This is a genomic window from Candidatus Baltobacteraceae bacterium, assembly GCA_036489885.1.
Lineage (GTDB): Bacteria > Vulcanimicrobiota > Vulcanimicrobiia > Vulcanimicrobiales > Vulcanimicrobiaceae > JAFAMS01.
Genome location: DASXEW010000003.1, coordinates 1066421 through 1091898, shown reverse-complemented (window position 1 = coordinate 1091898; position 25478 = coordinate 1066421). Strand labels below are relative to the sequence as shown.

23 protein-coding genes and 1 riboswitch are annotated in these 25478 nt (G+C 60.6%); of the genes, 10 read left to right on the top strand and 13 right to left on the bottom strand.

Features of this window, described 5'->3' with window-relative positions:
* Nucleotides 1–56: 56 nt before the first annotated feature.
* Nucleotides 57–215: a lmo0937 family membrane protein gene (locus VGG22_11155; GenBank protein HEY1728924.1), complete on the top strand. Its 159-nt coding sequence runs from the start codon at nt 57–59 to the stop codon at nt 213–215.
* 9 nt (nt 216–224) lie between these two features.
* Here VGG22_11155 and VGG22_11150 read toward each other — a convergent pair whose 3' ends face one another.
* Genes VGG22_11150 through VGG22_11135 form a run of 4 tightly spaced genes read right to left on the bottom strand, consistent with a single transcriptional unit; the run spans nt 225 to nt 3808 of the window.
* Nucleotides 225–977, bottom strand: a complete 753-nt coding sequence (locus VGG22_11150) for an SDR family oxidoreductase (protein ID HEY1728923.1) — start codon at nt 975–977, stop codon at nt 225–227.
* The gene (tcuB, locus tag VGG22_11145) at nt 977–2032 is read right to left on the bottom strand and encodes a tricarballylate utilization 4Fe-4S protein TcuB (GenBank protein HEY1728922.1); all 1056 of its coding nucleotides are present in this window, start codon (nt 2030–2032) and stop codon (nt 977–979) included. The genes VGG22_11150 and tcuB overlap by 1 nt, the downstream gene beginning before the upstream one ends.
* Nucleotides 2019–3398 carry an FAD-dependent tricarballylate dehydrogenase TcuA gene (gene tcuA / locus VGG22_11140; GenBank protein HEY1728921.1) on the bottom strand — a complete coding sequence of 460 codons (1380 nt, stop codon included), beginning with the start codon at nt 3396–3398 and terminating at the stop codon, nt 2019–2021. Before tcuA ends, tcuB begins: the two co-directional genes overlap by 14 nt.
* Before the next feature lie 2 nt (nt 3399–3400).
* Entirely contained in the window at nt 3401–3808 is a 408-nt protein-coding gene (locus VGG22_11135; protein HEY1728920.1) for a hypothetical protein, read from the bottom strand.
* Between the two features lie 57 nt (nt 3809–3865).
* Here VGG22_11135 and VGG22_11130 point away from each other — a divergent pair, with 57 nt between their 5' ends.
* Together VGG22_11130 and VGG22_11125 are read left to right on the top strand one after the other, a co-directional pair.
* Entirely contained in the window at nt 3866–5656 is a 1791-nt protein-coding gene (locus VGG22_11130) for a 2-oxoacid:acceptor oxidoreductase subunit alpha (GenBank protein ID HEY1728919.1), read from the top strand.
* A gap of 2 nt (nt 5657–5658) precedes the next feature.
* Complete coding sequence (locus VGG22_11125; protein HEY1728918.1) at nt 5659–6522, top strand: 2-oxoacid:ferredoxin oxidoreductase subunit beta; 864 nt, start codon at nt 5659–5661, stop codon at nt 6520–6522.
* Nucleotides 6523–6550: 28 nt separating this feature from the next.
* Here the strand turns inward: VGG22_11125 and VGG22_11120 are convergent, their stop codons facing one another.
* The 4 genes from VGG22_11120 to VGG22_11105 are packed head-to-tail and all read right to left on the bottom strand — an operon-like array spanning nt 6551 to nt 10794.
* On the bottom strand, nt 6551–7615 hold the full coding sequence (locus VGG22_11120) for a hypothetical protein (GenBank protein HEY1728917.1): 1065 nt from the start codon (nt 7613–7615) through the stop codon (nt 6551–6553).
* A complete protein-coding gene (locus VGG22_11115; protein ID HEY1728916.1) occupies nt 7612–9348 on the bottom strand; it encodes a hypothetical protein in 1737 nt (578 codons plus the stop codon). Before VGG22_11115 ends, VGG22_11120 begins: the two co-directional genes overlap by 4 nt.
* 21 nt (nt 9349–9369) lie before the next feature.
* Complete coding sequence (locus tag VGG22_11110) at nt 9370–9690, bottom strand: hypothetical protein (protein ID HEY1728915.1); 321 nt, start codon at nt 9688–9690, stop codon at nt 9370–9372.
* 27 nt (nt 9691–9717) lie between these two features.
* Nucleotides 9718–10794: an isocitrate/isopropylmalate dehydrogenase family protein gene (locus VGG22_11105; protein HEY1728914.1), complete on the bottom strand. Its 1077-nt coding sequence runs from the start codon at nt 10792–10794 to the stop codon at nt 9718–9720.
* Nucleotides 10795–10863: 69 nt separating this feature from the next.
* On the opposite strand from VGG22_11105, the gene VGG22_11100 reads away from it, so the two are divergent.
* On the top strand, nt 10864–11367 hold the full coding sequence (locus tag VGG22_11100) for a hypothetical protein (protein HEY1728913.1): 504 nt from the start codon (nt 10864–10866) through the stop codon (nt 11365–11367).
* On the opposite strand, the gene VGG22_11095 is transcribed toward VGG22_11100, so the two are convergent.
* A complete protein-coding gene (locus VGG22_11095) occupies nt 11364–11861 on the bottom strand; it encodes an arsinothricin resistance N-acetyltransferase ArsN1 family A (protein HEY1728912.1) in 498 nt (165 codons plus the stop codon). The genes VGG22_11100 and VGG22_11095 overlap by 4 nt on opposite strands.
* 109 nt (nt 11862–11970) lie before the next feature.
* Here VGG22_11095 and VGG22_11090 point away from each other — a divergent pair, with 109 nt between their 5' ends.
* Complete coding sequence (locus VGG22_11090; protein ID HEY1728911.1) at nt 11971–12606, top strand: lytic transglycosylase domain-containing protein; 636 nt, start codon at nt 11971–11973, stop codon at nt 12604–12606.
* On the opposite strand, the gene VGG22_11085 is transcribed toward VGG22_11090, so the two are convergent.
* Nucleotides 12603–13664, bottom strand: coding sequence for a hypothetical protein (locus tag VGG22_11085; protein HEY1728910.1), 1062 nt, complete (start codon nt 13662–13664; stop codon nt 12603–12605). The genes VGG22_11090 and VGG22_11085 overlap by 4 nt on opposite strands.
* A 33-nt stretch (nt 13665–13697) precedes the next feature.
* Nucleotides 13698–15350, bottom strand: a complete 1653-nt coding sequence (gene thiC, locus VGG22_11080) for a phosphomethylpyrimidine synthase ThiC (protein HEY1728909.1) — start codon at nt 15348–15350, stop codon at nt 13698–13700.
* Between the two features lie 29 nt (nt 15351–15379).
* Nucleotides 15380–15486, bottom strand: a riboswitch (TPP riboswitch).
* Nucleotides 15487–15586: 100 nt separating this feature from the next.
* Here thiC and VGG22_11075 point away from each other — a divergent pair.
* From VGG22_11075 to VGG22_11060, 4 genes are read left to right on the top strand one after another with little or no spacing between them, the layout of a single operon-like run.
* Nucleotides 15587–16636 carry an extracellular solute-binding protein gene (locus VGG22_11075; GenBank protein ID HEY1728908.1) on the top strand — a complete coding sequence of 350 codons (1050 nt, stop codon included), beginning with the start codon at nt 15587–15589 and terminating at the stop codon, nt 16634–16636.
* The gene (locus tag VGG22_11070) at nt 16612–18345 is read left to right on the top strand and encodes an iron ABC transporter permease (protein HEY1728907.1); all 1734 of its coding nucleotides are present in this window, start codon (nt 16612–16614) and stop codon (nt 18343–18345) included. Before VGG22_11075 ends, VGG22_11070 begins: the two co-directional genes overlap by 25 nt.
* The gene (locus VGG22_11065) at nt 18345–19412 is read left to right on the top strand and encodes an ABC transporter ATP-binding protein (GenBank protein HEY1728906.1); all 1068 of its coding nucleotides are present in this window, start codon (nt 18345–18347) and stop codon (nt 19410–19412) included. Before VGG22_11070 ends, VGG22_11065 begins: the two co-directional genes overlap by 1 nt.
* A 2-nt stretch (nt 19413–19414) precedes the next feature.
* A complete protein-coding gene (locus tag VGG22_11060) occupies nt 19415–20320 on the top strand; it encodes a dihydrodipicolinate synthase family protein (protein ID HEY1728905.1) in 906 nt (301 codons plus the stop codon).
* A gap of 113 nt (nt 20321–20433) precedes the next feature.
* Here VGG22_11060 and VGG22_11055 read toward each other — a convergent pair whose 3' ends face one another.
* Nucleotides 20434–23295, bottom strand: a complete 2862-nt coding sequence (locus VGG22_11055; GenBank protein ID HEY1728904.1) for an FAD-binding and (Fe-S)-binding domain-containing protein — start codon at nt 23293–23295, stop codon at nt 20434–20436.
* Nucleotides 23296–23299: 4 nt separating this feature from the next.
* Complete coding sequence (locus VGG22_11050; GenBank protein HEY1728903.1) at nt 23300–24484, bottom strand: aminotransferase class V-fold PLP-dependent enzyme; 1185 nt, start codon at nt 24482–24484, stop codon at nt 23300–23302.
* A 56-nt stretch (nt 24485–24540) separates the two neighbouring features.
* On the opposite strand from VGG22_11050, the gene VGG22_11045 reads away from it, so the two are divergent.
* Nucleotides 24541–25461, top strand: a complete 921-nt coding sequence (locus VGG22_11045) for a DMT family transporter (GenBank protein HEY1728902.1) — start codon at nt 24541–24543, stop codon at nt 25459–25461.
* The last annotated feature ends 17 nt before the right edge of the window (nt 25462–25478 follow it).

Here is a 25478-nt window from a genome sequence, read left to right as displayed (position 1 = left end):
TTGTTTTCTCGCGCGAATCAGGGTACAAGTCTTAGGCGATTGCTAAGGAGGCAACATTGGCAGGCTTACTCTGGACCATCATCGTCGTACTCTTCGTTCTGTGGCTGATCGGCTTCGCCGTGCACTTTGCCGGCGGCCTCATCCATCTTCTACTCGTCATTGCACTCGTACTGATCATCGTCAACTTGCTTACCGGTCGACGGACAGTCAGCTAAAACAGCGACTCAGAACGAATAGCGCCGTAAGCCCCCATCGACGGGAATTACGGCGCCGGTAATATAGCGCGCGCGAGGCGACGCCAAAAAGCAGACAAGATTTGCGATATCGTCGGGACGTCCGTATTCACCGACCGGGATCTCGTGCTTCGATTGCCACTCACGGTATTCGGGCGTGTAGTTGCGCAAGATTTGCTCGCTCATGATGCGGCCGGGCGGAATCGAATTGACGGTGATCCCGAACTTGCCGACCTCGCGCGAAAGGCCTTTTGCCCACGCGTGCATCGCGGCTTTGGCCGCGAACGCGGCGTTGATACCTTCCGGTTCTGATTTGCCGGTGATGTTGATGATGCGCCCCCAACCGCGATCGATCATTTGCGAGAGCAACGCGGTCGTGAGTTGACGCTGGCGGGTGAAGTTGAGCGTCATCGCCTCGACCCACTTATCTTCGGTCGCATCGATCGGCAGCGGGCGGCTTCCGCCCGCGCAGTTCACGAGAATCTCGACATGCCCCAGGCGTTCGAGCGCGTTCTTCGCCAGATTGTTGGCCTCGTCTTCATCCATAATGTCGCACGCGATGACATGCGGGCGCTTGCCGCCAGCTGCGATGATTTCGTCCGCGAGCTCGTGCAGGAGCTGCGCGCGTCGTGCTGCGATCGCCAGCGCGACACCCTCTGCTGCGAGCGCGAGCGCAATCCCGCGACCGATTCCCGTGCTGGCACCCGTCACGAGTGCGGTGCGACTTCCGAGCTCGAGATCCATCAGTCTCCTTGTTCCGATGCGAAGCGAATGAGTGCGGCGATACGGAAAAACCCATGCATGAATTTGCCGTACGGAAGCGTCACGAACAGACCGAACACGATGGCGAGATGTAAAATCAATAGGAAGCCCATTGCCGCTGTACCACGGAATACGAGCAGGAGTAGACCTGTTGCCGCCGTCGCGAAGAGAAATACCAGCAACATCATCGAGCGTCCGCGTTCGCCTTTGTCGCTCAGCGCAACATCACGCTCGCGCAGCAATCTGAAGAGACCGGCGCATCCGATCAGTAGCGCAACTCCGCCCAGCGTACCGAAGATCACCGGCAAGCTCGCAAAGGGATAAGGCGCGCGCCAGCCGAGGACGTTGTCGTAGAACGCGGCAACGATCGTCGCCAAAAAACACGACAAGAATCCGTAGAAGACGAAGTGATGATAAATTCTCCGGACTTGCGCCGGCCGTTCGTGTTCCTCGATGCAGCCTTCTCCACCGCCGCCCAGATTCACGAGACGTAGCGCATCGGACCATCCACGGCGAATCGCGCCAAAATCAGCACGCCGGACGCCGCGAACGACTCCGTGGCGTATGGCGAAGACGAGCCCCATTCCAACGAGCGCCCATGCACCGGCGAAGAGAAACAGCCGTACCATCTCGTCGTGTGAGATCACCTCGTAGAACGCTCCACCGTCGTGACGCGCAAACAGCGTCGTCCAAGCCGTGCCCGCGAGCAATACGAGCAAAAGCAGTCCGGCCGACGCGATGCCGAGCATAAGAACGGTTTTCCGGCGCGGCAACTGATAGCTCGCAACGCGAATCTGCGAGAGCGTTTGCGGAACGTTGACGCCGAACTCGTGCGGCGGCGCGTACTGGCACGCCGGCAAACAGGCGCCGCAATTGTGGCAGAGATTCGCGAGATAACCGAGATCCGCGGGACCGAACTGCTCGCGCTGCTCCATTGCCGGAAAAACGGCGCAGTAGCCTTCGCAATAGCGGCACGCGTTGCAAATCGTCATGATGCGCGCGCCCTCGGCTGCGAGCGACGGCTCAAGCCATGACATAGCGCGCTGCTCCTTCTCCCGCGATGCGACCGAACGTCGTCCCAATCGTCATTCCGATTCCGCCCAAGTAGCCTTTACCGAGAATGTTGCCTGCCATGATCTCACCGGCGGCAAAGACGTTTGGCGACGGTACACCGTCCTGCAGTAAGACCCGCGCATGCTCGTTGACCTTCACGCCAAGATACGTGAATGTGATCCCGGGTCGCAGCGGATAACCCCAATACGGCGGCGTGTCGAGATGTTGCGCCCAGTGTGACTTTGGCGGCGTCAGGTAGTGCGTCTTGCAATCATCGAGAATCGTGTGATCGAATGTGCCGGCCTCCACGGCCAGATTATATTCGTCTACTGTTTTCTTGAGCGCGTGCGGATCGAGGCCAAGCGCGAGGGCCAGCTCGGGAATCGTATTGGCTTCGATCGGCGGATACACAGAGGGCATGAACCGGCGCTGCATTTTTGCATCGACGATCGAATATGCGATCTGATCCGGTTGCTGCGCGATAAGCCGTCCCCAAATCGCGTAGCGCTTCGGCCACAAGTCCTCGCCTTCGTCGTAGAAGCGGTCTCCGTTCTTGTTCACGACGATGCCGAGCGTTATCGAGTCGAGCCGTGTGACGATCCCACCGTCAAACTTCGGCGAGCGCGCGTCGATCGCGATGGCATGACACTGGGTCGGATCGCCGATCATTTGCGCTCCGCCGTCGATCAGTTCGCGCAACACCCAGCCCATATTGTAGGGTGTGCCGCGCACGAGAAAATTGTCTGCAGCCGGCCCCCACGCTTCCCGCAGCCAGCGGAGATTCGATTCAAAGCCGCCGGCAGCAGCAACGAGGACACGCGCTTCAACACGCTGCGCTTCGCCGTTCTTCACGTACGACGCGGCAAGGAACCGACCGTCGGTCATCTCGAGCTTGCGCACGTCCGCTTCGTAGACGATGCGCACGCCAAGCCGTTCAGCGGTGCGATAGTATGCGTTGACGAGCGCTTTCCCACCGCCGAGAAAGAAGGCATTCGTGCGCGAGAGCTGCAGCGTCCCGCTCAGCGCGCGCTGAAAATGCACGCCGCGCGCCGCCATCCACGCGCGCACGTCGGACGAGGATCGAATGGTCAGCCGCGCGAGATGCTCGTCGGTCTCACCACCCGTGACGCGCAACAGATCGTCGAAGTATTCGTCTTCCGGATATGCGTCCGTGAGAACGTCGACCGGCGTGTCGTGCATGCAGCGGATGTTTCGGGTGTGGCGGCTGTTACCGCCGCGGAAATCTTTGGGTGCACACTCGAGCAGCAGAACACGCGCGCCCAATTCCGCAGCCGAGATCGCCGCGCAAAGCGCGGCGTTGCCGCCGCCGATAACGAGGACGTCTTCCAATGTTAGTGGACGAGAAAGGGCATCTCACGACGGACGTGTCCGTCGATCGCGACGTTAACCGAGTACAGGCCCTTAGCAGGCACAAGAAAACCGCTCAGGTCCGCGGGGAATGCGTGTCGGTAGCGCAAGCCCGGGACGTAATTGAGCGGGCGCGTGATGTCCCAATTGATCGTGAACACGCCGAGACTGTTGCCGTCTTCTTCGACGAGTTCACCCGTGATCACGGTACTCTTCCCGAAATCCGTACCGTCGGCCGAGATTACCAAGCCGCAATTTGCTTTGAGCGCCCAGGGGAACGGTCCGTCTGCTGCAACGGCGTTTGCGCCGACGCCGATGAGATTCATAAGGTAGTGGTTTTCATCCATCCATTCAGCCTGAGCGCAGAGCAGGACGGCGTCGATGTCGACCATTTCCCGGCGGTTCCCCGAGGGGGCTCCTAGCACCCACCCAGAGAAAAGAGGGCCGAGATGATCGTTAACTCCATCGAGATCATGTTCGGCGGGCAGGCCGGCGACGGCAGCCTTACTACAGGAGACCTCATCGCAGGCGTTTTCAAGCGGATGGGTCTCGAAGTCTACACCTACAAAGACTTTCCATCGCGCATTCGCGGCGGCCATACGAATTACGTGATCCGAGCGCAGCAGCGCGAGAACTACGGCATGGCGGACATGGTCGATTGCCTCGTCGCATTCGATCTCGAAGCCGTCGAAGCGCACATCGAAGAGATGCGTCCGGGTGGGTTCATCATCTTCGACAACACGTCTGAGCAAATTCCCGCCGAGATAAAGCGTTCCGACATCAATTGGTACGAAGTTCCGCTCGCGAAGATTGCGAAAGAGGAGCTCAAAGCCGAAATCGTCCGCAACACGATCTCACTCGGCGTGCTCGGCGCGCTGATCGGAATGGATCCCGAGGTCATGCACGGCGAAGTTGCCGCGCTCTGGAAGCGCAAAGGCGACAAAGTCGTCGAGATGAACGTCGGTGCGGTTATCGCCGGCGAACGTTACGTGAAAGAACAGTTTGGCGACCGTCCTTCGGGCTACTCGCTAACAAAGAGCGTCGACGGCGACCGGCTTCTGATGATGGGCAACGACGCGATCGCGTACGGCGCGCTCGTCGCCGGCTGTCGCTTCATGGCCGGGTATCCGATCACGCCCGCAACCGACATCCTCGAATGGATGGCAAAATATCTGCCGCGTCACGGCGGCGTCGCGGTTCAAGCCGAAGACGAGCTCGCCGCTATCAACATGACGATTGGCGCTGCCTTCACGGGCGTGCGCGCAATGACGGCGACGTCGGGACCCGGGCTTTCCTTGATGACGGAAGCGATCGGCCTTGCAGGCGTCCTCGAAATTCCCGTCGTGATCGTCGAGTGCGCACGCGCGGGTCCGTCGACGGGCATGCCGACGAAGACCGAACAAAGCAACCTCAACCATATCATCTTCGGCGGACACGGTGAGATTCCGAAAGCGGTAATTTCGCCGGGGACGGTTGAGGAGTCGTTCTATTTCGCGGCGCTCGCCCTCAATCTCGCCGAAAAGTATCAGATGCCGATCTTCCTTTTGACGGAGCAAGCTCTCTGTCAAAGTAAGGCGACGCTGCCGCTGCTCGAGTTCGAAGCCCTGGAGATCGATCGCGGCAAGCTAATCGGTCACAACGGCCATACGAACGGTAACGGAAACGGCAAAGTCGTCTTCGGCGAGTACAAACGCTTCGCGCACACGGAAGACGGCGTTTCACCGCGCGTGATTCCCGGTGTCGACGGCGGCATGCACTTGGCTGCGGGCTCCGAGCACAACGATGCGGGCGTCATCACCGAAAACGTCAAGAACCGCGCAAAGATGATGGAAAAGCGCATGCGTAAGCTCGAGTCGATGCGCGAAGATCTTCCGAAAGGAAATATCTTTGGCGATCCCTCGGCCGAGGTTGCGATTATCGGTTGGGGCGCGAATCGCGGACCGATCGTCGAAGCGCTGGACCGCCTGGCCGCAGCCGGAACGAAGACCCGCTTCCTTCAAATGCGCACGCTCTGGCCGTTCCCGGAAGACGAAGTGCGCGACTTCATCAAGGGCGCGAAGCACGTCTTCGTCGTTGAGAACAACTTCACCGGACAGCTCGATCGCCTGATTCGTGTCGTCGTCGGACCGCTCGAATATATGCACAGCGTCCGGAAATACAACGGCCGTGCGTTCCGTCCGATCGAGATCATCGAACCGATCGAACGGGCGCTTTCATCTACCGTGCTGGCGAGGACCTGATCGTGACTGCCGTTCTAACACCCAAAGACTTTGCAACGGCCACCCCGTCGTGGTGGTGTCCCGGCTGCGGTGACTACGGCGTCCTTTCAGCGCTGAAGTCTGCACTCGCCGATCTTGGCAAGAATCCGAAAGACGTTGCGTTCGTCTCCGGCATCGGCTGCTCGGGCAAGATCAGCGGATACTTGCACTCGTATGCATTTCACGGCGTTCACGGACGCGCGCTTCCGGTCGCAACGGCGGTCAAGCTTGCGAACCAGGAGCTCACGGTCATCGCCGCCGGCGGTGACGGCGACGGTTACGCCATCGGCGCAGGACATTTCGTGCACGCGGTGCGCCGCAATCCCGACGTCACATACATCGTGATGGACAATCAAACGTACGGCCTCACCAAAGGCCAAAGCTCGCCGACGAGTCAGACCGGGTACGTCACGGGCACGAGCCCGAACGGCCATCCCGAAGCGCCGATGAACGGTCTTGTCGTTGCGCTCGCCGCAGGCGCGACGTTCTTGGCGCGCGGTTTCTCCGCGCATCCGAAACTGCTGGTCGAACTGCTCAAACAGGCGATCGCGCACAAAGGCTTCTCGATCGTCGAAGTCGAGTCGCCGTGCGTCACCTACAACAAGATCAACACCTACGCGTGGTTCAAAGAGAATACGTTCTATCTCGATGAAACGTACGATCCGACCGACAAGGTCGCCGCGTTCAAGACGCTCATCGACGAAGGAAAGATGCCGCTCGGCGTCTTCTATCGCGAAGATCGCGCGACGCTCGAAGACCTCGCGCTAAAAGATGCGACGCCCGTTGTCAAGGCATCGCTTAATGGCGACCTGAGCCGCTTCGCCTCAATCCAAGACCAGTATCGCTAGTCGCCTCGGCTCATCCTGAGGACGATATCTAGAACGAGACATGGCCAATCTTCGATTGGCTGTTTTCGGTAAACCAAAAGCTACCGTCGGCCCCCCGAACGATCTCTTGGACACCGGATGACGCCGTTGGAATGGCATCGGAGGTAATCGTATGGGAACTCGTCGAGATCCGGCCGATTGTATTCGTTCCGGCGTCGACGAACCACATCGCGTTGTCCGCTCCCGCGGTGATTCCGTTCGGCTGCGCGGAGGCGGAGAGTGCATACGTAGTCACGGTGAAAGGACCGTCACCATTGAAGGCGATGCGCCCGATGAACGGCGACGATCCTTGCGCCGTGAACCATATGGCACCGTCGGCCCCGCTCGCGATGTATTCTGCAGTACCGCTATTGGGGACGGTGACGTTCGCTACGCTGCTGTCCGAGGGATTGTAGCGCCCGACATAGCCGCCCTCGGTAAACCAAATAGCGCCGTCGCCGCCTGCGACGATCGACTTGGCAGTGCCGGAAAACGTCACACCCACCGTCGTCTCGATACCGCCCACCGTCATGTTGGCAACGGCGCGCGTCGACGGGACCGTCATCCAAAGCAGACCGTTTGCATCGCTCGTGATCCCGAATGCGGACGCAAGAACGGCATACGTTGCGAGCGAGCCGGTCGTCGTAACGCGATCGACGCCAGGCAGCGATTGGTCGGCGATCCATAACGCGCCGTCCGAGCCGGCAGTGATGTCATCGAGCACTCCACCCGCGACGGGATACTCAGCGCCGAGCGTTCCACTCGGGCTAATGCTGCCGACTTTCGCGACGGCATGCTCGGTAAACCAGATATTTCCGTCGGGACCTTGCGCGATACCGAACGGCCCGGACGCAGCGGTGACGGTCCCGTATTCGCTGATGGATGTTCCGACAATGCTGATGCCGCCACTCACCGGCGTCGTCGTCGGCGCCGGCGTGGACGTCGCCGAAATGCTCGGCGTTGCGATTGCAGACGACGTGCCCGGTGCTGGCGTGGAATTCGAGCCATCGCCTCCGCCGCATGCCGTCACCATGCACGCAAATGCAAACAATGCGACAACGGCACGCGTCTTCACGGTTGGACCTGCACGACCGAATCTGTCCCATCGAAAAGCATGTACATCAGACCGTTCGGGTTGCAGCCGATCGCTCCGGCGCGCGAACCATTCGGTCCGCTCACATCCGCAACCGTCGACACCGTCGCGGGGGTGACGCTCGCGTCCACGCGTCCGATCCCGATTTGAGCGTTGGTGATGTAGTCAAACCACACGACACCGGGCTGCGCGCGATCCGCACACATGTACCACGGCATTACATTGCTCGGCATCGCGATCGTTTGAAGGACACTGCCGCTCGAATTGAGCTGGACGATCGCGGGATTCGTGCCTTGGACCGTAAGAAAGATTCCGCTCGAGGTTGTCACGACGTCGAACAACGGAGCGCTGCTGTTGTAAACCTGCTGAACGCTCGAGCCGTTCCATTCGAGAAGCAGCTCGTCGGCATAGTCTACGATCCAAAGATTGCCCGACGTATCGATCGCAATCCCGGCATGCGTATTCGTCCCGAGCGAAGCCGTCGTCGGCGAACCAGAATTGAGGGGATAGAGCGCGAGCACGGTTCCGCTCGCGTAATCGAGCGTGCCGCGAATCTGGTCGTAAACCATCGCGCTTCCATTGGGGACTGGCGCGGCATTCGAGTTTGGACCCGGGCCGATCGTACTCGACGGTGGCGCGGAGAAGGTCAGCTCCTCATTTCCCGCGATCGCAAACAGGGCGCCCGGACCGACTGACGCGATGCCTCCGCGGATCGGCTCGGAAGCGGTTGCGGCATAATTGCTGCTAACGCTTGACCCCAATCCCGAATAATACGAAATGCCGCCCAAATTTGCGGAAGTAGGGTAATAAATGCCGCCCGACGGGTCAAAGAGGATGTTCTCGTGATACGGGTTGAGCGAACTCAGATTCGGATCGCTAATCGACGTAAAAGTTGGTGCCTGCATCGCCAAGTTCGCCGTCGCGTTGACGACGGACCCCGTCGATGACGAAGCCGTTAGTGTAATCGGGAAGTTTCCGGCGCCGCCGTTGTTACCTGAGAATACGACGTGCACGCCGCCTGTGGCTGGTGCCGTAAGCGTCGACGGTGAGAACGTAACAAAGCCGCTCGGACTTGCGGTAAAGCTCAGGGTGATCGGATCGCCTTGTGCGTCGACGAACCCACTCGATACGATCACGTTATTGTTCGCGTCGAGCGCGACAACACCAAGCGTAGCAGTCGCCGGAATCAAAAGATGGAGCGCCGCCGGCGTGACCGTCAGGGCGACGCTCGCCAGTACGCTCGAAAGCGTGACGCCGATAGTCGCCGGCGAGCCATATACGACGGTGACGCTGTCCAGACCGTAGCCGAGCTGCTGCGCACCGGCGAAGCTCCCCGCGATCGGTGTCGCGTCATAGGTCGTGAAAACGAAATCGTCGTTTCCGGCGGGGACGGTCAGGGAGACCGTGCAACTGCGGCCGCCGCCCGAATTTGCGGTGCATTGCGGCGACGATGATGAAATGTCGGCCGTCGTGCTAGCCAAGATCGTCGCTCGATCGCCGTGCGCGTAGACATCGACGGAAAGGCCCATCGTGCTCGACGCGATGTCCATCGCTCTTCGCAGTCGCGCGTTCGTCGATGAGCCGGATGCAGGTACGCTAACGCGAATCGTGGCGGTCGATGCGTAGATCGACGCCGGAACGCTCCCATGCACTCCGCCGCACGACGTCGTAGCGAGCAAAAGAAGGCCTAGGGAAGCCCGGAGGACACGGTGCATTGTGGTCCCGCCCCGCGTTATCTAATTACTGATCGATTTAAAGACTTCGCCGCCCCCGGAGTTGACTTTGTTCTTGGCGGGCGGTGGTTTCGGCTTTGACGTTGCGAGATATTGCGCAGCTGATCCGCCGTTGACGTAAACGCTATTGGACCACGGCGGCACGTTGCCGTGGCGACGCTGCATGTTGTGCCCGTTGCGGTTCGTGTTATGCGACGCGGCCGTACTCTTCGTCGACGTCGTTGCATGAGTTGCTTTTTGTTGCGAGCTTTGCTGCGCGCTGACGAACGCTTCGGGAGCGAATGCTGCGAGGACAAACGCGATTGCGAGTAAGCGGCGAGCCATGGCTAGCTTGTTCCCCGAATCCGGAGGCTAGGCCCGCAAAACGAGGCCGAGATCGGCTAAGATTGCGTCGGTCACTTGGGACGTTTTGGCGGTTCCGCCCAGATCGGGCGTGACGGAGCGCTTCTCTTCTAAGACTCGCCCAACCGAGCGCTCAATCGCCTTTGCGGACTCGGTCTCGCCCAGCCAATCCAGCATCATCGCGGTTGCGAGAATCGAGGCGGTTGGATTCGCGAGCTGCTTGCCTGCGATATCGGGCGCCGAACCGTGGATCGGCTCGAACATCGCGGGTTTGCGGCGCTCGGGATTCACGCACGCGCTCGGAGCCAGGCCAATGCTTCCCGTCGCCGCCGAGGCTTCGTCCGAGAGAATGTCGCCCATCAGATTGGTCGCAACCACGACGTCATACGATGACGGGCGTGTAATCATGTACATGCTGGTTGCGTCAACGTGAGCCTTTGTCGTGCGGATGTCGGGATAGCGCGCCGAGACTTCTTCGAATACGTTGTCCCACAGAACCATCACGAGTGCGAGCGCATTCGATTTGGTGACGCAGTGGACGTACTTCTTGCGGTTGCGTTTGCGGGCGACTTCGAATGCATAGTTCATGATCCGCTCCGCACCGCGGCGCGTGATGACCGTCGTCATCATGGCGACTTCGTCGAGCGTTCCAACGTGAACGCTCCCGCCGGTATTAGAATATTCGCCTTCGGTGTTCTCGCGGACCATCACGAAATCGATCGGATCGGTCTGCTTGAGCGGGATCTGCGTCCCCGGCCACCATTTCACGGGACGGACGTTCGCGTAGAGATCGAGTCCTTTGCGAATCGGATGCATCATCTGCTGCGAGCTGAATCGGTCCGGAACGTTCGCAGGGTCGCCGTGCGCACCCATGTAGATTGCATCGAAGGGAGCAAGCAACTCGACGATGTTCTCGGGTGCGGCGCGGCCGGTCCCCAAAACGTGCCGCGCACCCCATGGGAACGTCTCGAAGTCAAAGCTGCACACGCGCGCCTTTTCGAGCTCGCGCAGAATGCGAAGTCCTTCGTTCGTAACCTCCGGGCCGATGTTGTCACCCGGGATGACGGCGATCCGATATTGGTTCATGCGTCTATTCTCACATTATTTTCAGATATTTGCGCAAGGATTTTTGCCGTGTTCAGGAACCATTTCGGCATGATCCGCATCCTCAGTTGTTTGGTTGCCTTGGCCGCTTTGGAGGTCGTGGCCGTGGGCTGTGGCAGTACGTGCACGTACTGCACGACCACGAACGTCTCAGCTTGCACCGTTCCCGCCGGCATGCAGTATTCGCTCGTCTATCCCGTTCCGAGCTCGACCGGAAATCCGACGAGCCTGGCTCAAGTCGTGGTCGCGACCTCAGGGACGCTGCCGCCAACCTGGATGAGCGGAAACGGCTGGGACGTTGAGCTCAATTACACTGCGACCGGCGCGTATCCGGGACACGCTCTTGGAGGCGATTTCGCAACGATCGCACCGAGCGCGATTCCGACGCCGAACGCAACGCCGTCGTTCTCGAATCCCAGCTACTTTACGAGCACGTTCAGCTATGCCGCAAATGCCAACACGCCGCTGCCGCCAGGAACGTCGATCACCGCAACGCTCAACAATCTCAATTCGAGCTTCTACCCAGGCGTGACGATCGGGACGTTCTCGACCTAGAGCAGCTTCTCCATCGCCATCACATCAATGGGGCGCCCGTCGAGGCGCCCTTGTTCTTTGAAGACCCCGACTTCACGGTAGCCGAGGCCACGGTACAGCCGCTGTCCGGCTTCATTGAATGGAAACGTGAACAGCACGATCTTGTAGAAATCGTTTGCGCGCGCCGTCTGTTCGAGCGCGGCGAGCAACGGCTTGCCGACACCTGATCCGCGCGCCGAGCGCTTCACATAAATTGAAAGATCGGCGACTCCGGCGTACGCGCAGCGATGCGAATACGGATTGAGCGAAGCCCAACCGACGATTTCTCCGTCGCGCTCGGCGACGAGAACGGCATAGCGTTCCTCGTGTCGCGCCCACCAGTCCAAGATTTCCGCAGAATCTTTTGGATCTTCGTCCAACGTTGCGACGCGATCCGCAATTCCTTCGTTATAGATGCGGCGGATCGATTCCAAGTCGGCCGCTTCGGCGCGGCGGATTGTAAGCGCTTCGACCATTTCCGGAGAGATTTTCGATATTTGTAAGAAGGACTCCGGCGGGTTTTCAGCAAGGCCGCCCGCCATGAGATGCTTCCGCCCTCTTTGGACGGTGGCCCTTGCTGTAATAATGGGCGCAACGCTTTGCGTCCCGGCATCGGCCGAAACGGCGTTGCAATACGCGGCCCTGATCCACAAGTTCAATCCGAAGCTTCAGCAACATCAGACTCACCGGCTTGCGCTCGAAGTCATCAAGGATTCGCAACGCTCGCACATCGACGCTCGCCTGCTCATTGCGCTCGTAACCGTCGAATCTCGCTGGCGTCAAAGTGCCATCTCAAGCGCCGGAGCGCGCGGACTCGGCCAGCTGATGCCGCATACGGCGCACGTTTTGGGCGTCAACCCGCGCGATTCAAAACAAAATCTTTTGGGCGCGTCGACCTACTTGGGGCGCATGGTCCGGACGTTCGGCGCGGATGGTAAGCGATTGCATCTCGCGATCGCCGCATACAATGCCGGACCGCTCGCCGTACTACGTGCGCGCGGAATTCCGTACAACGGCGAGACACCCGAATACGTCCGCCGCGTGATCTCGCTTTGGCATTCGATTCGCGCCCGCGTCGGTGACGTTGCGCGCTTGCCGTCCACCGACAAGTTCGTGGTCGGTGTGTTGTCAGTCCAACCCTACGACGACATTCTTTCGGTCGACGGCGATCAGAGCGATTCGCAGTCGTCGTCCGAATCGGCTACCTCGACAGCGTTCTAGGGACTCGCGCTCGGCGCAGCGCTCACCGCTGCGCTTGCCGATGCAGTTGCGGTTGCAGTCGCGCTTGCATTTGCCGACGCCGCAGGTGATGCGGCTGCCGATGCGCTCGCTTGCGGAGTGCCCGATGCCGATGGTCGTGCCGATGCTTTCGCCTTCGCAGAACCGGTCGGTTCCGGCGTCGGCGTTTCTGCCGGCTCAGCATAGACTACGAACGAGAGCGATTTCTTCGCGAGCAATTTCATCTGGCGCGCCGTCGGAACGAAACGGACTTCCATTGACGGAACCGGACCGCGCGGTGTTGCGACTACCGCCGGCGTCGTGCTGACGGTTGGTGTCGGTGCAGGCGCCCCCGGCGGACGCGGCGTCGGTGTACCGCTCGGCGTCGGTGTCGGGGTCGGAGTTTGCGTTGGTGTCGGCGTTGGGCTTGGTGACGACGTTCCTTTGGCGCCACCGGACGGAATTGGCGTCGGCGTCGCGTTGATCGCTTGCGCGATGTTGCGCGTCCACTTGTTCTCGTTCGCCGGATCGTAGATCGCCATGCCGATCGTCGGATCGGTGCCGTACGCTTCGAGTTCGGCGAGCGGAATTATGACATCGATTACCGGCAGTCCGGATAGCGTCGCGCCTTTGTCGGATTCGAACGTGATGTACAGCAGGGCCGGTGACAGTCCGTGATGTGCCTTGCTGAACAGACCGTTCTTTGGTTTGTCAGCAGCACCGTATGCCGGAATCCCACCTGGGCCCGGAACGGAAACGCTCGCGTTCAACGTGATCGGCACCGGCGCAGCGGTCGACGACGCTGCTGCCTTGGGGAACGTGGCCGAAACTTTGAAATCACCCGGCGCCGGGATCGACTGCGCGCTGCCGTCGCTCATGACCTGAATATTGCCCGTCATAACGTTCGGCGTCCGCGTCGGCGCGGGAGTTGGGGTTGTCGGAGCAATTGCTTGCGGCAGTGTGCCACCCGGCATCGTGGAGCCGCCACCTGTGCTATTGGTACAGGCGGCGACCGCACAACATCCGAGCGCCAGAACGGCCATCGCGAGGCGCAGGCGCATCACGGAGACCTTGGACAGTGGCCCCACCGAATCCTAAGCGGGGCCTTGCTTGACGTAAATCTCGGACCCCGCGGCCTTGAACTCCTCGGACTTCTCCCGCATGCCCCGCTCGGCGAATTCGCGCACGTCCTGCGTGATCTTCATCGAGCAGAAATGGGGGCCGCACATCGAGCAGAAGTGCGCGACCTTTGCGCCGTCGGCCGGGAGCGTCTCGTCGTGGAACTGACGAGCGGTCTCAGGATCGAGCGAGAGATTGAACTGATCCTCCCAACGGAATTCGAAGCGCGCCTTTGAAAGGATGTCGTCCCAATGCCGCGCGTGCGGATGTCCCTTGGCAACGTCGGCAGCATGTGCCGCGATCTTGTATGCGATCACGCCGTCCTTCACGTCTTGCTTGTCGGGCAATCCGAGATGTTCTTTCGGGGTGACGTAGCAGAGCATCGCCGTTCCGTACCAACCGATCATCGCGGCGCCGATCGCGCTCGTGATGTGATCGTAACCCGGCGCGATGTCGGTTGTGAGCGGCCCGAGCGTGTAGAACGGTGCTTCCTTACAGATCTCGAGCTGGCGATCCATGTTCTCTTTGATCAAGTGCATCGGCACGTGGCCCGGACCTTCGATCATTACTTGCACGTCGTGCTTCCAGGCGATGTCGGTCAATTCACCCAGCGTATCCAGCTCACCGAATTGGGCTTCATCGTTGGCGTCGGCTTGACACCCGGGACGTAAGCCGTCGCCGAGTGAGAAGGCGATGTCATACGCGCGCATGATCTCGCAGATATCTTCGAAGTGCGTGTATAGAAAATTCTCTGCGTGATGCGAGAGGCACCACTTTGCGAGAATCGATCCGCCCCGGGAAACAATACCGGTCACGCGTTTCGCAGTCAGCGGAATGTAGCGCAGCAAAACGCCGGCGTGAATCGTGAAATAGTCGACGCCCTGCTCGGCCTGTTCGATCAGCGTGTCGCGATAAATCTCCCAGGTGAGGTCTTCCGCTTTTCCGCGCACTTTCTCGAGCGCTTGATAGATCGGAACCGTACCGATTGGTACCGGCGAGTTGCGCAGAATCCACTCGCGCGTTTCGTGAATGTTCTTCCCGGTCGAGAGGTCCATGACGGTGTCTGCGCCCCAGCGCGTCGCCCAAGTCATCTTCTCGACTTCTTCCTCGATCGTCGACGTCACGGCCGAGTTTCCGATGTTGGCGTTGATCTTGACGAGGAAGTTGCGGCCGATAATCATCGGCTCGCTTTCAGGATGATTGATGTTCGAGGGAATGATCGCGCGGCCGCGCGCGACTTCATCGCGCACGTGCTCGGGCGAGCAGTTCTCGCGAATCGCGATGTACTCCATCTCCGGCGTAATCGTCCCGCGACGGGCGTAGTGCATTTGCGTTACCGAAGCACCGCCTTTGGCGACGCGTATTTTTTGCGACGGAAACAACTTGTTCGTCTTGTCTTGGACGACAGTATCGTTGCGCGCTTCGATCCACGTCTGACGAATGGGCTCGAGTCCTTTGCGAACGTCGAGAACGGCGTCGGGATCGGTGTATGGCCCGCTCGTGTCGTAAACGACGTGCGTCTCGCCGTCCGTCAAGGCGATCGCGCGCATCGGCACACGAATCGACGGATCTTTTCCTCCGGCGTAGACTTTTCGTGAACCTGGAATCGCCCGAGGTTCTACCGTCATCGACATAGCGCACTTCCTCTCATGGGCGGCGCTTCCGATGACGACTCCCTTCGCCGGCATTACCCGGTTCAGGTTGACGGTCGGCGGCGCAGCCGCCCTCTCAGCCCAGATTGCCCGAGCTCCCGTGGTCGGACGGCCTTCGCGGCCATCGTCGCGGTCCCCGCTGAAGCGGCGGAGGTTCGCAACCTCATGCCGTATCTTTCGCGAGTCGCTTTCATCGCGCTGAGGGGGTTCTGATGTCTCAATCGTCTCGCGGCAACTTTCTCGCACTTGCCGGCGGCGCCGCCGCTGCACTCGCAACTCGCACTCCGGCCGATGCCAAGGTCGACGCGATGCGGGATGCCGACGTTTCAAAGCTCTATGCCGCCGCAAAGAAAGAAGGCACGGTCGTTTGGTGGACGGCCCACTATGCGCAAAGTGCGGCTGATCGCGTGCGGGACGCGTTCAAGGCGAAATATCCCGGTATCGAGGTCGTGTTCATCCGGCAAACCGCGCAAGTCATATTTCAGCGCTTGAATCAAGATCTGAAGTCGAACGTCAAAGAGCTCGACGTTTTTGCTTCGACCGACGAATCACATTACGTCGTGCTGAAGAGCCAAAACGTTCTCGCGCCGTTCGTCCCGGCCGACATCAACAAGGTGCCGGCCTCGTTGCGACATCTCGATCCCGATGAAGCGTATCAAATCGGTGCGCTCGGATTCGTGCTGATCAACTACAGCACGAAAGTGCAGCCGCCGCATCGCTGGCCACAGCTCGGCGATCCGAAGTGGAAAAATCAGGTCACCCTGGGACATCCGGCGTTCAGCGGATACGTCGGCAATTGGGTCGTCGCGATGAACGACAAATACGGTTGGGAATATTTCAAGAGCATCGCCGCCAACAATCCAAAGATCGGCCGTTCGGTCAACGACACCGTTACGGACATCGTCGCGGGCGAGCGAATGGTCGGCGCCGGACCCGATAACTATTCACTCGAACGCAAAGCGGGCGGCAACCCGATCGACATCGTCTATCCGGACGATGACGCAGTGCTCATCACATCCCCGGTCGCAGTTCTCAAAGACGCGCCGCATCCCAACGCCGGACGCCTGTTCATGAACTTCATGTACTCGCGTGAATACTCGGAGGCGCTCGTCAAGAGCTACAATTATCCGCTGCGGACCGACGTGCCATCCGCAAACGGCGTCAAGCTCGACAAAATCCGGTGGACGCGCAATAAGGTCGAGCGGCTGTCCTCCGGGATTCCCGAAGTCATAGCGAAGTGGCGCGAAACGTTCAACGTGTAAGCTTACCGGCAACGCGCACGCTTCCGTTTGGGAAGATCGACGCAGGTGCGATCATCTTCGTGCTTGCCGTGGCCGCCGTCGTTGTCATGGTGCTTCTGCCGCTCGCGTGGCTGCTGTACATGAGCCTGCAAATCCCAGCCGCCGGGAAATTGGGGCTCGCAAACTACGTAGAGGCATTCACAAAGTCGATCTATCTTGCGCCAATTTTTAATTCGCTGATTTTGGCGACGTCGGTGGCCGCGATTGCGACCGCGATCGGGACGCCGCTCGCATGGCTCGTTGCCCGCACTGATCTCCCGGCGCGCGGGTTACTGCGCGCGCTGATCATCGCTGCCTTCGTTACGCCACCGTTCCTCGGCGCTCAGGCATGGATGCTGCTCGCCGCACCGCATAGCGGCTGGCTGAATCGCGCGATCGTGACGCTCACGGGGGCCCAACAGGGCCCGTTCAACATCTACTCGCTCGCCGGCGCGATCTTTGTGATGGCATCGTACAACATCCCGTACACCTTCACGTTCGTTACGGGTGCGCTCGCGGTAATGCCATCCGAGTTGGAAGACGCAGCGGCGATCCTCGGTTCGGGATCGTTGCGACGGACGCTGACAATCGTTCTTCCTTTGGCGCTGCCCGCGATCATCGCCGGATTCATCATGTCGTTTCTCGAGGCGCTCTCCGAATTCGGAGCGCCCGCTTTCCTTCTCATTCCGGCGCGCACGCAAGTCATCACAACTCAGCTCTATCTCTTCTTTCAGTATCCGGCGCGAATCGAGCTTGCCGCGGCTTACGCGATGCCGCTGCTTTTCATAACCGCCGGGTTGTTGTACGTGCAGCGCCGGCTGATCGGCAGACGCAAATACACAATGATCGGAACCAAGGGCGGCCGGCGGCATCTCGTCGCGCTGCGTGCATGGCGCATCCCGCTGTCGCTCGCGGCCTTTGCGGTGCCGTTCATTGCGGTTGCGATGCCTTACACGGCGTTGCTGGCAACGTCGCTCTCGCGCGCGTGGGGAAGAGGTCCGGTTCCGGGTAACCTTACGTTCTACTGGTACCGGTGGGCGATTTTCGACAATCCTGAAACGCGCGCGGCGATCGCGCATTCATTTATATATGCCTTCGCTGCGGCGACGATTGCCGTCGCACTTGCGGTGACGATCAGTTTTGCAGTTCAACGCGGCTTGGTTCCCGGCGGCAACGTGCTCTCGTTCATTTGCATGGCGCCGTACATCATTCCGGGGATCATCCTCGCGATCGGCTTTTACGCAGCATTCTCGCGTCCACCGATCTTGCTCTACGGCACGGCCTGGATGCTGATCGTTGCATTCGCGACACGCTTTCTGCCGATCGCCTACTCAAACTTCACGGCTTCGCTTCAAACACTATCGAGCGATCTCGAATTCGCGGCACGCACGCTGGGCGCCGGAAGGCTGCGGTCGATATTTACGGTGACGTTTCCGCTCCTGCGCACGAGCATTCTCTCCGCGTGGCTGCTCGCGTTCATCCCGGCGCTGCGCGAGCTGTCGTGCGCGATCTTTCTCTTTACCCCCGCGACCGCCGTCATGTCGACAGTCATCTTCGATTTCAGCGACGCCGGAAATTTTGAAGCGCTCTCGACGCTCGGCGTCTTGATTCTGGTCGCGACGTTTGCGATCGCACTCTTGATGTACCGGTTTCTCGGGCGCAGTTTGGTGGCAGCGGAGGCACCAGCGTAATGGCCCAAATCACGATCTCCGACTTGCGCAAACGCTTCGGCGTGGCGCAAGCCGTCGACGGCGTGAATCTCGTCGTCGAAAACGGCGAAGTGATGGCGCTGCTCGGACCTTCGGGTTGCGGCAAGACGACGACGCTCTCGCTCTTGGCCGGATTCATGAGCCCCGACGAAGGCGAAATTCGCGCGGGCGATCGCGTTCTGTCCAGCGCGAGGAACGTCGTTCCGCCCGAACACCGCAACATGTCGCTGATTTTCCAAAGCTACGCCGTCTGGCCGCACATGACGGTCTTCGAAAACGTCGCGTACGGACTTGGCGTCCGGCGCGTCTCTCGTGACGAGATCAAGCGCCGCGTCGAGCGCGTGCTCGAAACGGTTCACATGGGCCACCTTTCCGCTCGCTATCCTTCGGAGCTCTCGGGCGGACAGCAGCAGCGTGTCGCTCTCGCGCGTGCCGTCGTCGTCGAGCCGGACATCCTTCTGCTCGATGAACCGCTGTCCAACCTCGATGCCAACCTGCGTGAACAGATGCGCTTCGAGATTCGCCGCTTGCACGATGAAACGGGCATCACGATGGTGTACGTGACGCACGATCAAGCCGAGGCGATGGTCACCGCCGACCGGATCGCGATCATGAATCACGGACGCATCGATCAAGTCGGGACACCGCACGAAATCTACGAATCGCCGTCCACGGCATTTGCTGCCGCATTCATCGGCCGCATGAACGTCCTCGAAGGCACGCTCAGCGAAGAGGGAACGGTTAGGTGTGGATCCATGACGCTTCGCGCGGCGAGCAGCGTCGCGCTTGCCCGCGGCTCGAAAGCCGTCGTCTGCATCCGTCCCCATCACGTCACGCTCAGCACGAACGGGGCGAGCGCGAGCGGAACGAATCAAGCCCGTGGCCGAGTCATTCGTCAGACGTATCTGGGAGAGATTCGCGACTACTTGATCGAGCTGCCCGGCAGCCAGCAGATGCGCGCCTTCACGGATCCGGCGCTCGATCATCCGGTTGGTTCGGAGGTACTGCTCGATCTGCCAATCGAACGCTGCCGAATCGTGGAGGCATAAAGATGGCAAAGGTTCTCGGTGGCGTCATGGCCGCGGCGATCACGCCGTTCGACCGGCGCGCGCAACCCCACCACGCGCGATACATCGCCCACTGCAAGTCGCTTCTGCAGAACGGTTGCGACGGAATCAATGTTTTGGGCACGACCGGCGAGGCGAACTCGATCGGACTTGCCGACCGTTTCGATCTCATGGACGCCGTCGCGTCGAGCGGTCTCCCAATGGATCGCATGATGGTCGGTACCGGCGCTCCCGCAGTCGAGGATGCAATCCGGCTCACGAAGCACGCACAAGCCTGCGGTTTTTCCGCCGCGCTCGTGCTACCGCCGTTCTACTACAAAGGCGTTACCGACGACGGCATCTTTGCGTTTTTAGCGCGCCTGATCGAACGTTCCGATCCGCGCCGAATCAAGATCTATCTCTACAATTTTCCGGCAATGACCGGTTTGTGGTACTCCGTGACGTTGATCGAACGGCTGGTCGCCGAATTTCCCGGGATCGTAGCGGGCATCAAAGATAGTGCGAACGATCGCGACTACCAGCGCGAGCTTCTCAAGCGCCTCCCGAAGTTTGCAGTCTTCCCCGGAACCGAAGGGTACATTGCGGAAGCGAAGCGCGACGGTTGCGCGGGCTGCATCTCCGCGAGCGTCAACGTCACGTCACGTGAGGCGCAAGCCGCGTGGTCGGCGAGCGACGCCGACTTCGCCGCGAAGCAAGCCCATGTCGCAGAGCTACGCACGACGATTCAGTCGCAGCCGCTGATCCCGGCGATCAAAGCGATCAAATCACGCATCGAGCACAACGACAAGTGGGAGCGTCTCTTGCCGCCGCTCGTTCCGCTTACGATCGAACAGCGCGGCCAGTTGTTCAGCGCACTCGGCGACTGGATTGCCCAACCCGCAACGGTCTAAAATGTCATCCCGAGCGTAGGTGCACGACGTGCGCCGTGGTCGAGGGACAGCGAAAATCTTAACCTTCTGCATTATCTCTGTCCTTCGACTACGCAACGCTCGCGTTGCTACGCTCAGGATGACAGGAGGGCGCGGTCGAGGACCTGCGCGACGTGAAGCGCTTTGCGATCGGAAAGATCGGCGATTTGGTGGCGGCAACTCGTTCCGTCGGTGACAATCAGGTCGCGTTCGCCGGCAGACCGCACAGCGGGAAGCAGCGAACGCTCCGCCATCTTCTTCGAGATCTCGTAGTGCTCGATCTCATAACCGAAGCTGCCGGCCATGCCGCAGCAGCTCGAATCGATCGGCACGACCTCGAGCGACGGAATCATGCGCAGCGTTTCCAACACCGGGGCGAACGCGCCGAATGCTTTTTGATGGCAGTGTCCGTGCACGTAGGCCTTCTGCTCCGCAAGCGGATGCAGGTTGAGATTCAAGCGCCCTTCGCATTTCTCGCGCACCAGAAATTCTTCGAACAGCAACGCCTGCGATGCAATCGTCTTCGCAGCCTCGCCCGGCACGACGGCGAGCAACTCGTCGCGTAACGTCAGCAAGCACGACGGCTCGAGGCCGACGATCGGAATTCCGCGCCGTGCAGGTTCTTCAAGAGCGGCGATGACCCGCTGCATCTCACGCCGCGCCTCATCGACCATCCCCGCACCTAAATAGGTACGTCCGCAGCAGAGCGGCCGCCCACGGTCGCGCAGCGTCGGGAAAATGACGTCGTATTTCGCCGCTTCGAGGACGCGCAGCGCCGCGCGCGCATTCTGCGGCTCGAAATAGCGATTGAACGTGTCGACGAAGAGCACGACCTCGCCGACAGGCGGCGGCCCGTTTTGACGTCGCAGCGAATCGTCCAGAAACGGGCGCGCGGACGGCACCGGAACCGAGCGCTTTGCCGAAAATCCGCTCAGCTTTTCGGTTCCGCGTGCGAGTGGCGCAAGCGCATTCCGCAAGCGTGTCGGCGCGTTTGCGTACTTCATGAACGGCGCATAGCGCGGCAAGCTCGCAACGATCCGGTCCTTCGTGCGCCACCCGTGCCGTTTGCGATAGTGATGCAGAAACTCGATCTTCATGCGCGCCATGTCGACGCCGGTCGGACACTCGCGACGACAGCCTTTGCAGCTCACGCACAAATCGAGCACGTCGTACATCCGTTCCGAGGTGAGCGCATCGCGTCCGAGTTGTCCGGTTAAGACGTGCCGCAGCGCGTTGGCGCGCCCGCGCGTGACGTGCTCCTCGTCTTGCGTCACCATGTACGACGGGCACATGACGTCCGAATTCTTGCGGCAGGCGCCGTTGTTGTTGCACATCTCGACGGCGCTCGAGAATCCGCCCCACTCCGACCAATCGAGTGCGGTATCCAGGTTGATCGGCTCGTAGCCCGGCGGATATCGAAAGAGCGAACGATCGTCCATCAGCGGCGGGCGAACGATCTTGCCGGGATTGAACAGCCCCTTCGGATCGAAGGCATCCTTGACGTCTTCGAACGCACGCACGATGCGCTCGCCGAACATCTCGCGGTGGAACTCGGAGCGCACGATGCCGTCGCCGTGCTCCCCGGAGTGCGAGCCGCCATACTCACGCACCAGTGCGAAGGCTTCTTCCGCGATCGCGCGGAGCTTGCCGACGTCTTCGTCATGCTTGACGTTGAGCACCGGGCGCACGTGCAGACAGCCAACCGACGCATGCGCATACCATGTGCCGTACGTTCCGTACTTTTCGAAGATCTCGGTCAGGCGCGCCGTGTAATCGGCGAGATGCTCGAGATCGACGGCACAATCTTCGATGATCGAAACCGGCTTTGCATCGCCTTTCATCGAGGTCATGATGTTCAGGCCCGCCGAGCGGACCGACCAAATCTCACTCTGTGCGGCGGCGTCGGTGACTTTCACGACCGCATTCGGAAAGCCGAGCGCCGCCATGCACTCGTCCAGCTCGTCGAGCTTCGGACGCAACAATGTTGCATCGTCACCCGTGAACTCGACCAGCAAGATCGCATCAGGACGCCCTTTGACATAACGCTCGATCGTCGGCGCGAAGGCCGGGTTCGTACGCGAGAGCTCGAGCATCGTGCGGTCGACGAGCTCGACCGCGACCGGATCGAATTTCACCAGATCTTTCGTCGAGACCATGGCATCGTGAAAGCGCGGAAAATGGCAAATCCCAAGCACGCGTTCGCGCGGCAGCGGCTGCAACATCAGCTCGATCGACGTGAAGAATGCGAGCGTCCCTTCAGACCCAACGAGAATCTTCGCCGTGTTGAACGGCCCGGTCTTGATTGCGTCGAGATTGTAGCCGCCCACGCGGCGCATGACATGCGGGAATCGCTTTGCGATCTCGTCGGCCTCGCTCGAAGCGATCGCGCGCAGACGTTCGATCAATGGCGCGACACCGTTTGGCGCACCGTCGTCGAAGGCAGCACGCGTACCGTCGGCGAGGATTGCATCGACGCCGAGAACGTTGTGCACCATCATGCCGTAGCGGATCGAGCGCGCGCCTGAGGAATTGTTCGCCGTCATGCCCCCGAGCGTTGCGCGACTGGCGGTCGACGGATCGATGGGGAAAAAAAGCCCTTCGCGCTTCAGCCGCGCGTTGAGGTGATCGAGAACGAGTCCGGGCTGCACGCGAACACGGCGCGACGACGCGTCGAGATCCTCGATGGCGCGCAGATGCTTGCTGGTGTCGACGACGACGGCGTTCCCGACGGTTTGTCCGCATTGCGACGTCCCGGCGCCGCGCGGCAAGACCGGCACACCAGCTTCGCGGCACACGCCGATAACCGCCGCGATGTCGTCGATGGTTTTCGGAATGACGACGCCGCGCGGCTCGATCTGATAGATCGACGCGTCGGTCGCGTACAGTGCGCGCGTAACCGCATCAAAGGCGACGTCGCCTTGGACTTCCTTACGTAAGCGCTCCTCGAGCGCGTTCAATACGCTATGCGAGCGCCGGTGCGCGTGCCGGTTCGGCCAAATACTCGAGAGCGGGTGCGATGCCGTCTTCGATATCGACGCCCGAAAGCCGCAGGCCCATTTGCACCGCACACAGCACGCCGGCCAGCATCACGTCGTTGATGCTGCCCAGATGACCGATCCGGAAGATCTTGCCTTTGACTTTGCCGAGACCGACTCCGAGCGAAACATCGAAGCGCTCCAATATCTTCAGGCGCACTTTGTCGACATCGACGCCTTCCGGAACGAGTACTGCCGTCAAGGTGTTCGAGTACTCGCGCGGATCGCGCGCCAGAATCTCGAGACCCCAACCTCCGACAGCGCGGCGCGTTGCTTCCGCCAGACGCGCATGCCGTTCGAACGTCGTCTTCAAGCCCTCTTCATGCAGCATTCGCAACGCTTCGCGCAGCCCGAAGAACATCAGCGTCGGCGACGTATACGGATAGAAGCCTTGCACATTCGCTTCGATGATCGGCGTCCAATCGAAATACGCTTTCGGAAAACGCGAACGCTTTGATGCCTCGAGCGCTTTGCGCGAGACGACGTTGATGCCGATCCCCGGCGGGAGCATCAAGCCCTTCTGCGAACCGCAGACCATGACGTCAACGCCCCACTCGTCGTGGCGATAATCGATGGACGCAAGCGACGAAACCGTGTCGACCAATAGCAGCGCCGGGTGACTCGCACGATCGATGGCAGCGCGCACATCCGCAAGGCGCGACGTAACGCCGGTCGAGGTTTCGTTGTGCACGACCATGACGGCGGCGATGCGCTTCTCGCGATCTTCGCTGAGCCGGCGCGAGATCTCATCGGGATCGGCACCGTGGCGCCAATCTCCCGGAATCAGCTCGACGTCGATGCCCAAGCGTCGCGCGAGATCCGCCCAAAGATTCGAGAATTGCCCGGTCTCGATGACAAGAACGCGGTCGCCGGGCGAAAGCACGTTCGTGATGGCTGCTTCCCACGCGCCCGTTCCGGACGAGGGATAGAGGACTACGTTTGCATCTTTTGTTTTGACGAGCTTTTGCATCGCGGGCAAAATCTCGAGCGTACATTCCGCAAAATCGGGACCGCGATGGTCGACGATCTGACGGTCCATCGCGCGCAATACGCGCTCCGGGACGTTCGTTGGCCCGGGGATTTGAACGAAATGCTGCCCGCTGCGAAACATGATCTTCCTCCTATAACCCCCTTGCGCAGCGCCGGGCCGGAGGTCCTGCGCAGGGCGTGATCAGGTACGCGACCCTCGCGGGCGCTCAGCTATTCGTCGGCGCAGCCGCGATCTTTGCGCGATTTGCGCTCGGCGGCGCCGGACCGGTGGCGGTCTCCTACCTGCGTCTGGGCATTGCCGCGTTAATCGTCGTCGCACTCGCGGCCACGCGGAGCACGTCACGCAAATGGCTCGACCCGCGTCGCGAAGCGCTGCTCGCAATTGCGGGCGTCGCTCTCGCCGTTCACTTTGCCGGATGGATCGCATCGCTCGAGTTCACGTCGATTGCAATCTCGACGCTGCTCGTGTGCACATCACCCATTTTCACCGGAGCCTTTGAGGCGCTCGTTGCGCGCCGCAAGCCGAGCCTTTCCTTTATTCTCGCAATCGTGTGCGGCGCCGCAGGTCTCACACTCGTCGTAATGCAGCATTCGGAGCCGGCTCCGATCGCAGGCCACGTACTGCTCGGCGCGTTTCTCGCAACGCTTGGCGCGATCGCGATGAGCGTCTACCTTACCGTCGTGCGCTCGGTGCGCAGCGATCTCGATACGCTCGCCATCATCGCCCGAACCTATTCGTGGGCGGCAATCGTCCTGGCGGTGCTCGCTCTAGCCATTCACGAGAATCCCCCAGCACTTACCAATCACACCGCCTGGTTCGGCATCATTGCGATGGCGCTGATCTCGCAACTGCTCGGACACACGGCGATAAATGTTTCGCTGCGCTGGTTTACGCCGACGACGGTCGGATTCGCGACGCTCCTCGAACCCGTCATTGCGGCAGTACTGGCCGCCGTGATTTTCCGCGAGGCGCTCGCAGGAGCGATGCTCGCCGGGGCCGTCTTGCTCTTCGTGGCGATCGCACTAGCCATTCGCAGCCAGGCTACCCAAAAGAGACTAGCCCAGGAGTCTCAGGGGTATTTCAGCATTCTCCCCTAGCGTGGACGGGGCGTATA

Bases quoted from the DNA above. Each gene is read 5' to 3' on its own strand.
- VGG22_11135 (HEY1728920.1), bottom strand. From the start codon at position 3,808: ATGGTCGACATCGACGCCGTCCTGCTCTGCGCTCAGGCTGAATGGATG.
- VGG22_11130 (HEY1728919.1), top strand. From the start codon at position 3,866: ATGATCGTTAACTCCATCGAGATCATGTTCGGCGGGCAGGCCGGCGAC.
- thiC (HEY1728909.1), bottom strand. From the start codon at position 15,350: ATGACGGTAGAACCTCGGGCGATTCCAGGTTCACGAAAAGTCTACGCC.
- VGG22_11085 (HEY1728910.1), bottom strand. From the start codon at position 13,664: ATGCGCCTGCGCCTCGCGATGGCCGTTCTGGCGCTCGGATGTTGTGCG.
- VGG22_11115 (HEY1728916.1), bottom strand. From the start codon at position 9,348: ATGCACCGTGTCCTCCGGGCTTCCCTAGGCCTTCTTTTGCTCGCTACG.
- VGG22_11150 (HEY1728923.1), bottom strand. From the start codon at position 977: ATGGATCTCGAGCTCGGAAGTCGCACCGCACTCGTGACGGGTGCCAGC.
- VGG22_11095 (HEY1728912.1), bottom strand. From the start codon at position 11,861: ATGGTCGAAGCGCTTACAATCCGCCGCGCCGAAGCGGCCGACTTGGAA.
- VGG22_11050 (HEY1728903.1), bottom strand. From the start codon at position 24,484: ATGTTTCGCAGCGGGCAGCATTTCGTTCAAATCCCCGGGCCAACGAAC.
- VGG22_11090 (HEY1728911.1), top strand. From the start codon at position 11,971: ATGGGCGCAACGCTTTGCGTCCCGGCATCGGCCGAAACGGCGTTGCAA.
- VGG22_11105 (HEY1728914.1), bottom strand. From the start codon at position 10,794: ATGAACCAATATCGGATCGCCGTCATCCCGGGTGACAACATCGGCCCG.
- tcuB (HEY1728922.1), bottom strand. From the start codon at position 2,032: ATGTCATGGCTTGAGCCGTCGCTCGCAGCCGAGGGCGCGCGCATCATG.
- VGG22_11065 (HEY1728906.1), top strand. From the start codon at position 18,345: ATGGCCCAAATCACGATCTCCGACTTGCGCAAACGCTTCGGCGTGGCG.
- VGG22_11060 (HEY1728905.1), top strand. From the start codon at position 19,415: ATGGCAAAGGTTCTCGGTGGCGTCATGGCCGCGGCGATCACGCCGTTC.
- VGG22_11075 (HEY1728908.1), top strand. From the start codon at position 15,587: ATGTCTCAATCGTCTCGCGGCAACTTTCTCGCACTTGCCGGCGGCGCC.
- VGG22_11110 (HEY1728915.1), bottom strand. From the start codon at position 9,690: ATGGCTCGCCGCTTACTCGCAATCGCGTTTGTCCTCGCAGCATTCGCT.
- VGG22_11100 (HEY1728913.1), top strand. From the start codon at position 10,864: ATGATCCGCATCCTCAGTTGTTTGGTTGCCTTGGCCGCTTTGGAGGTC.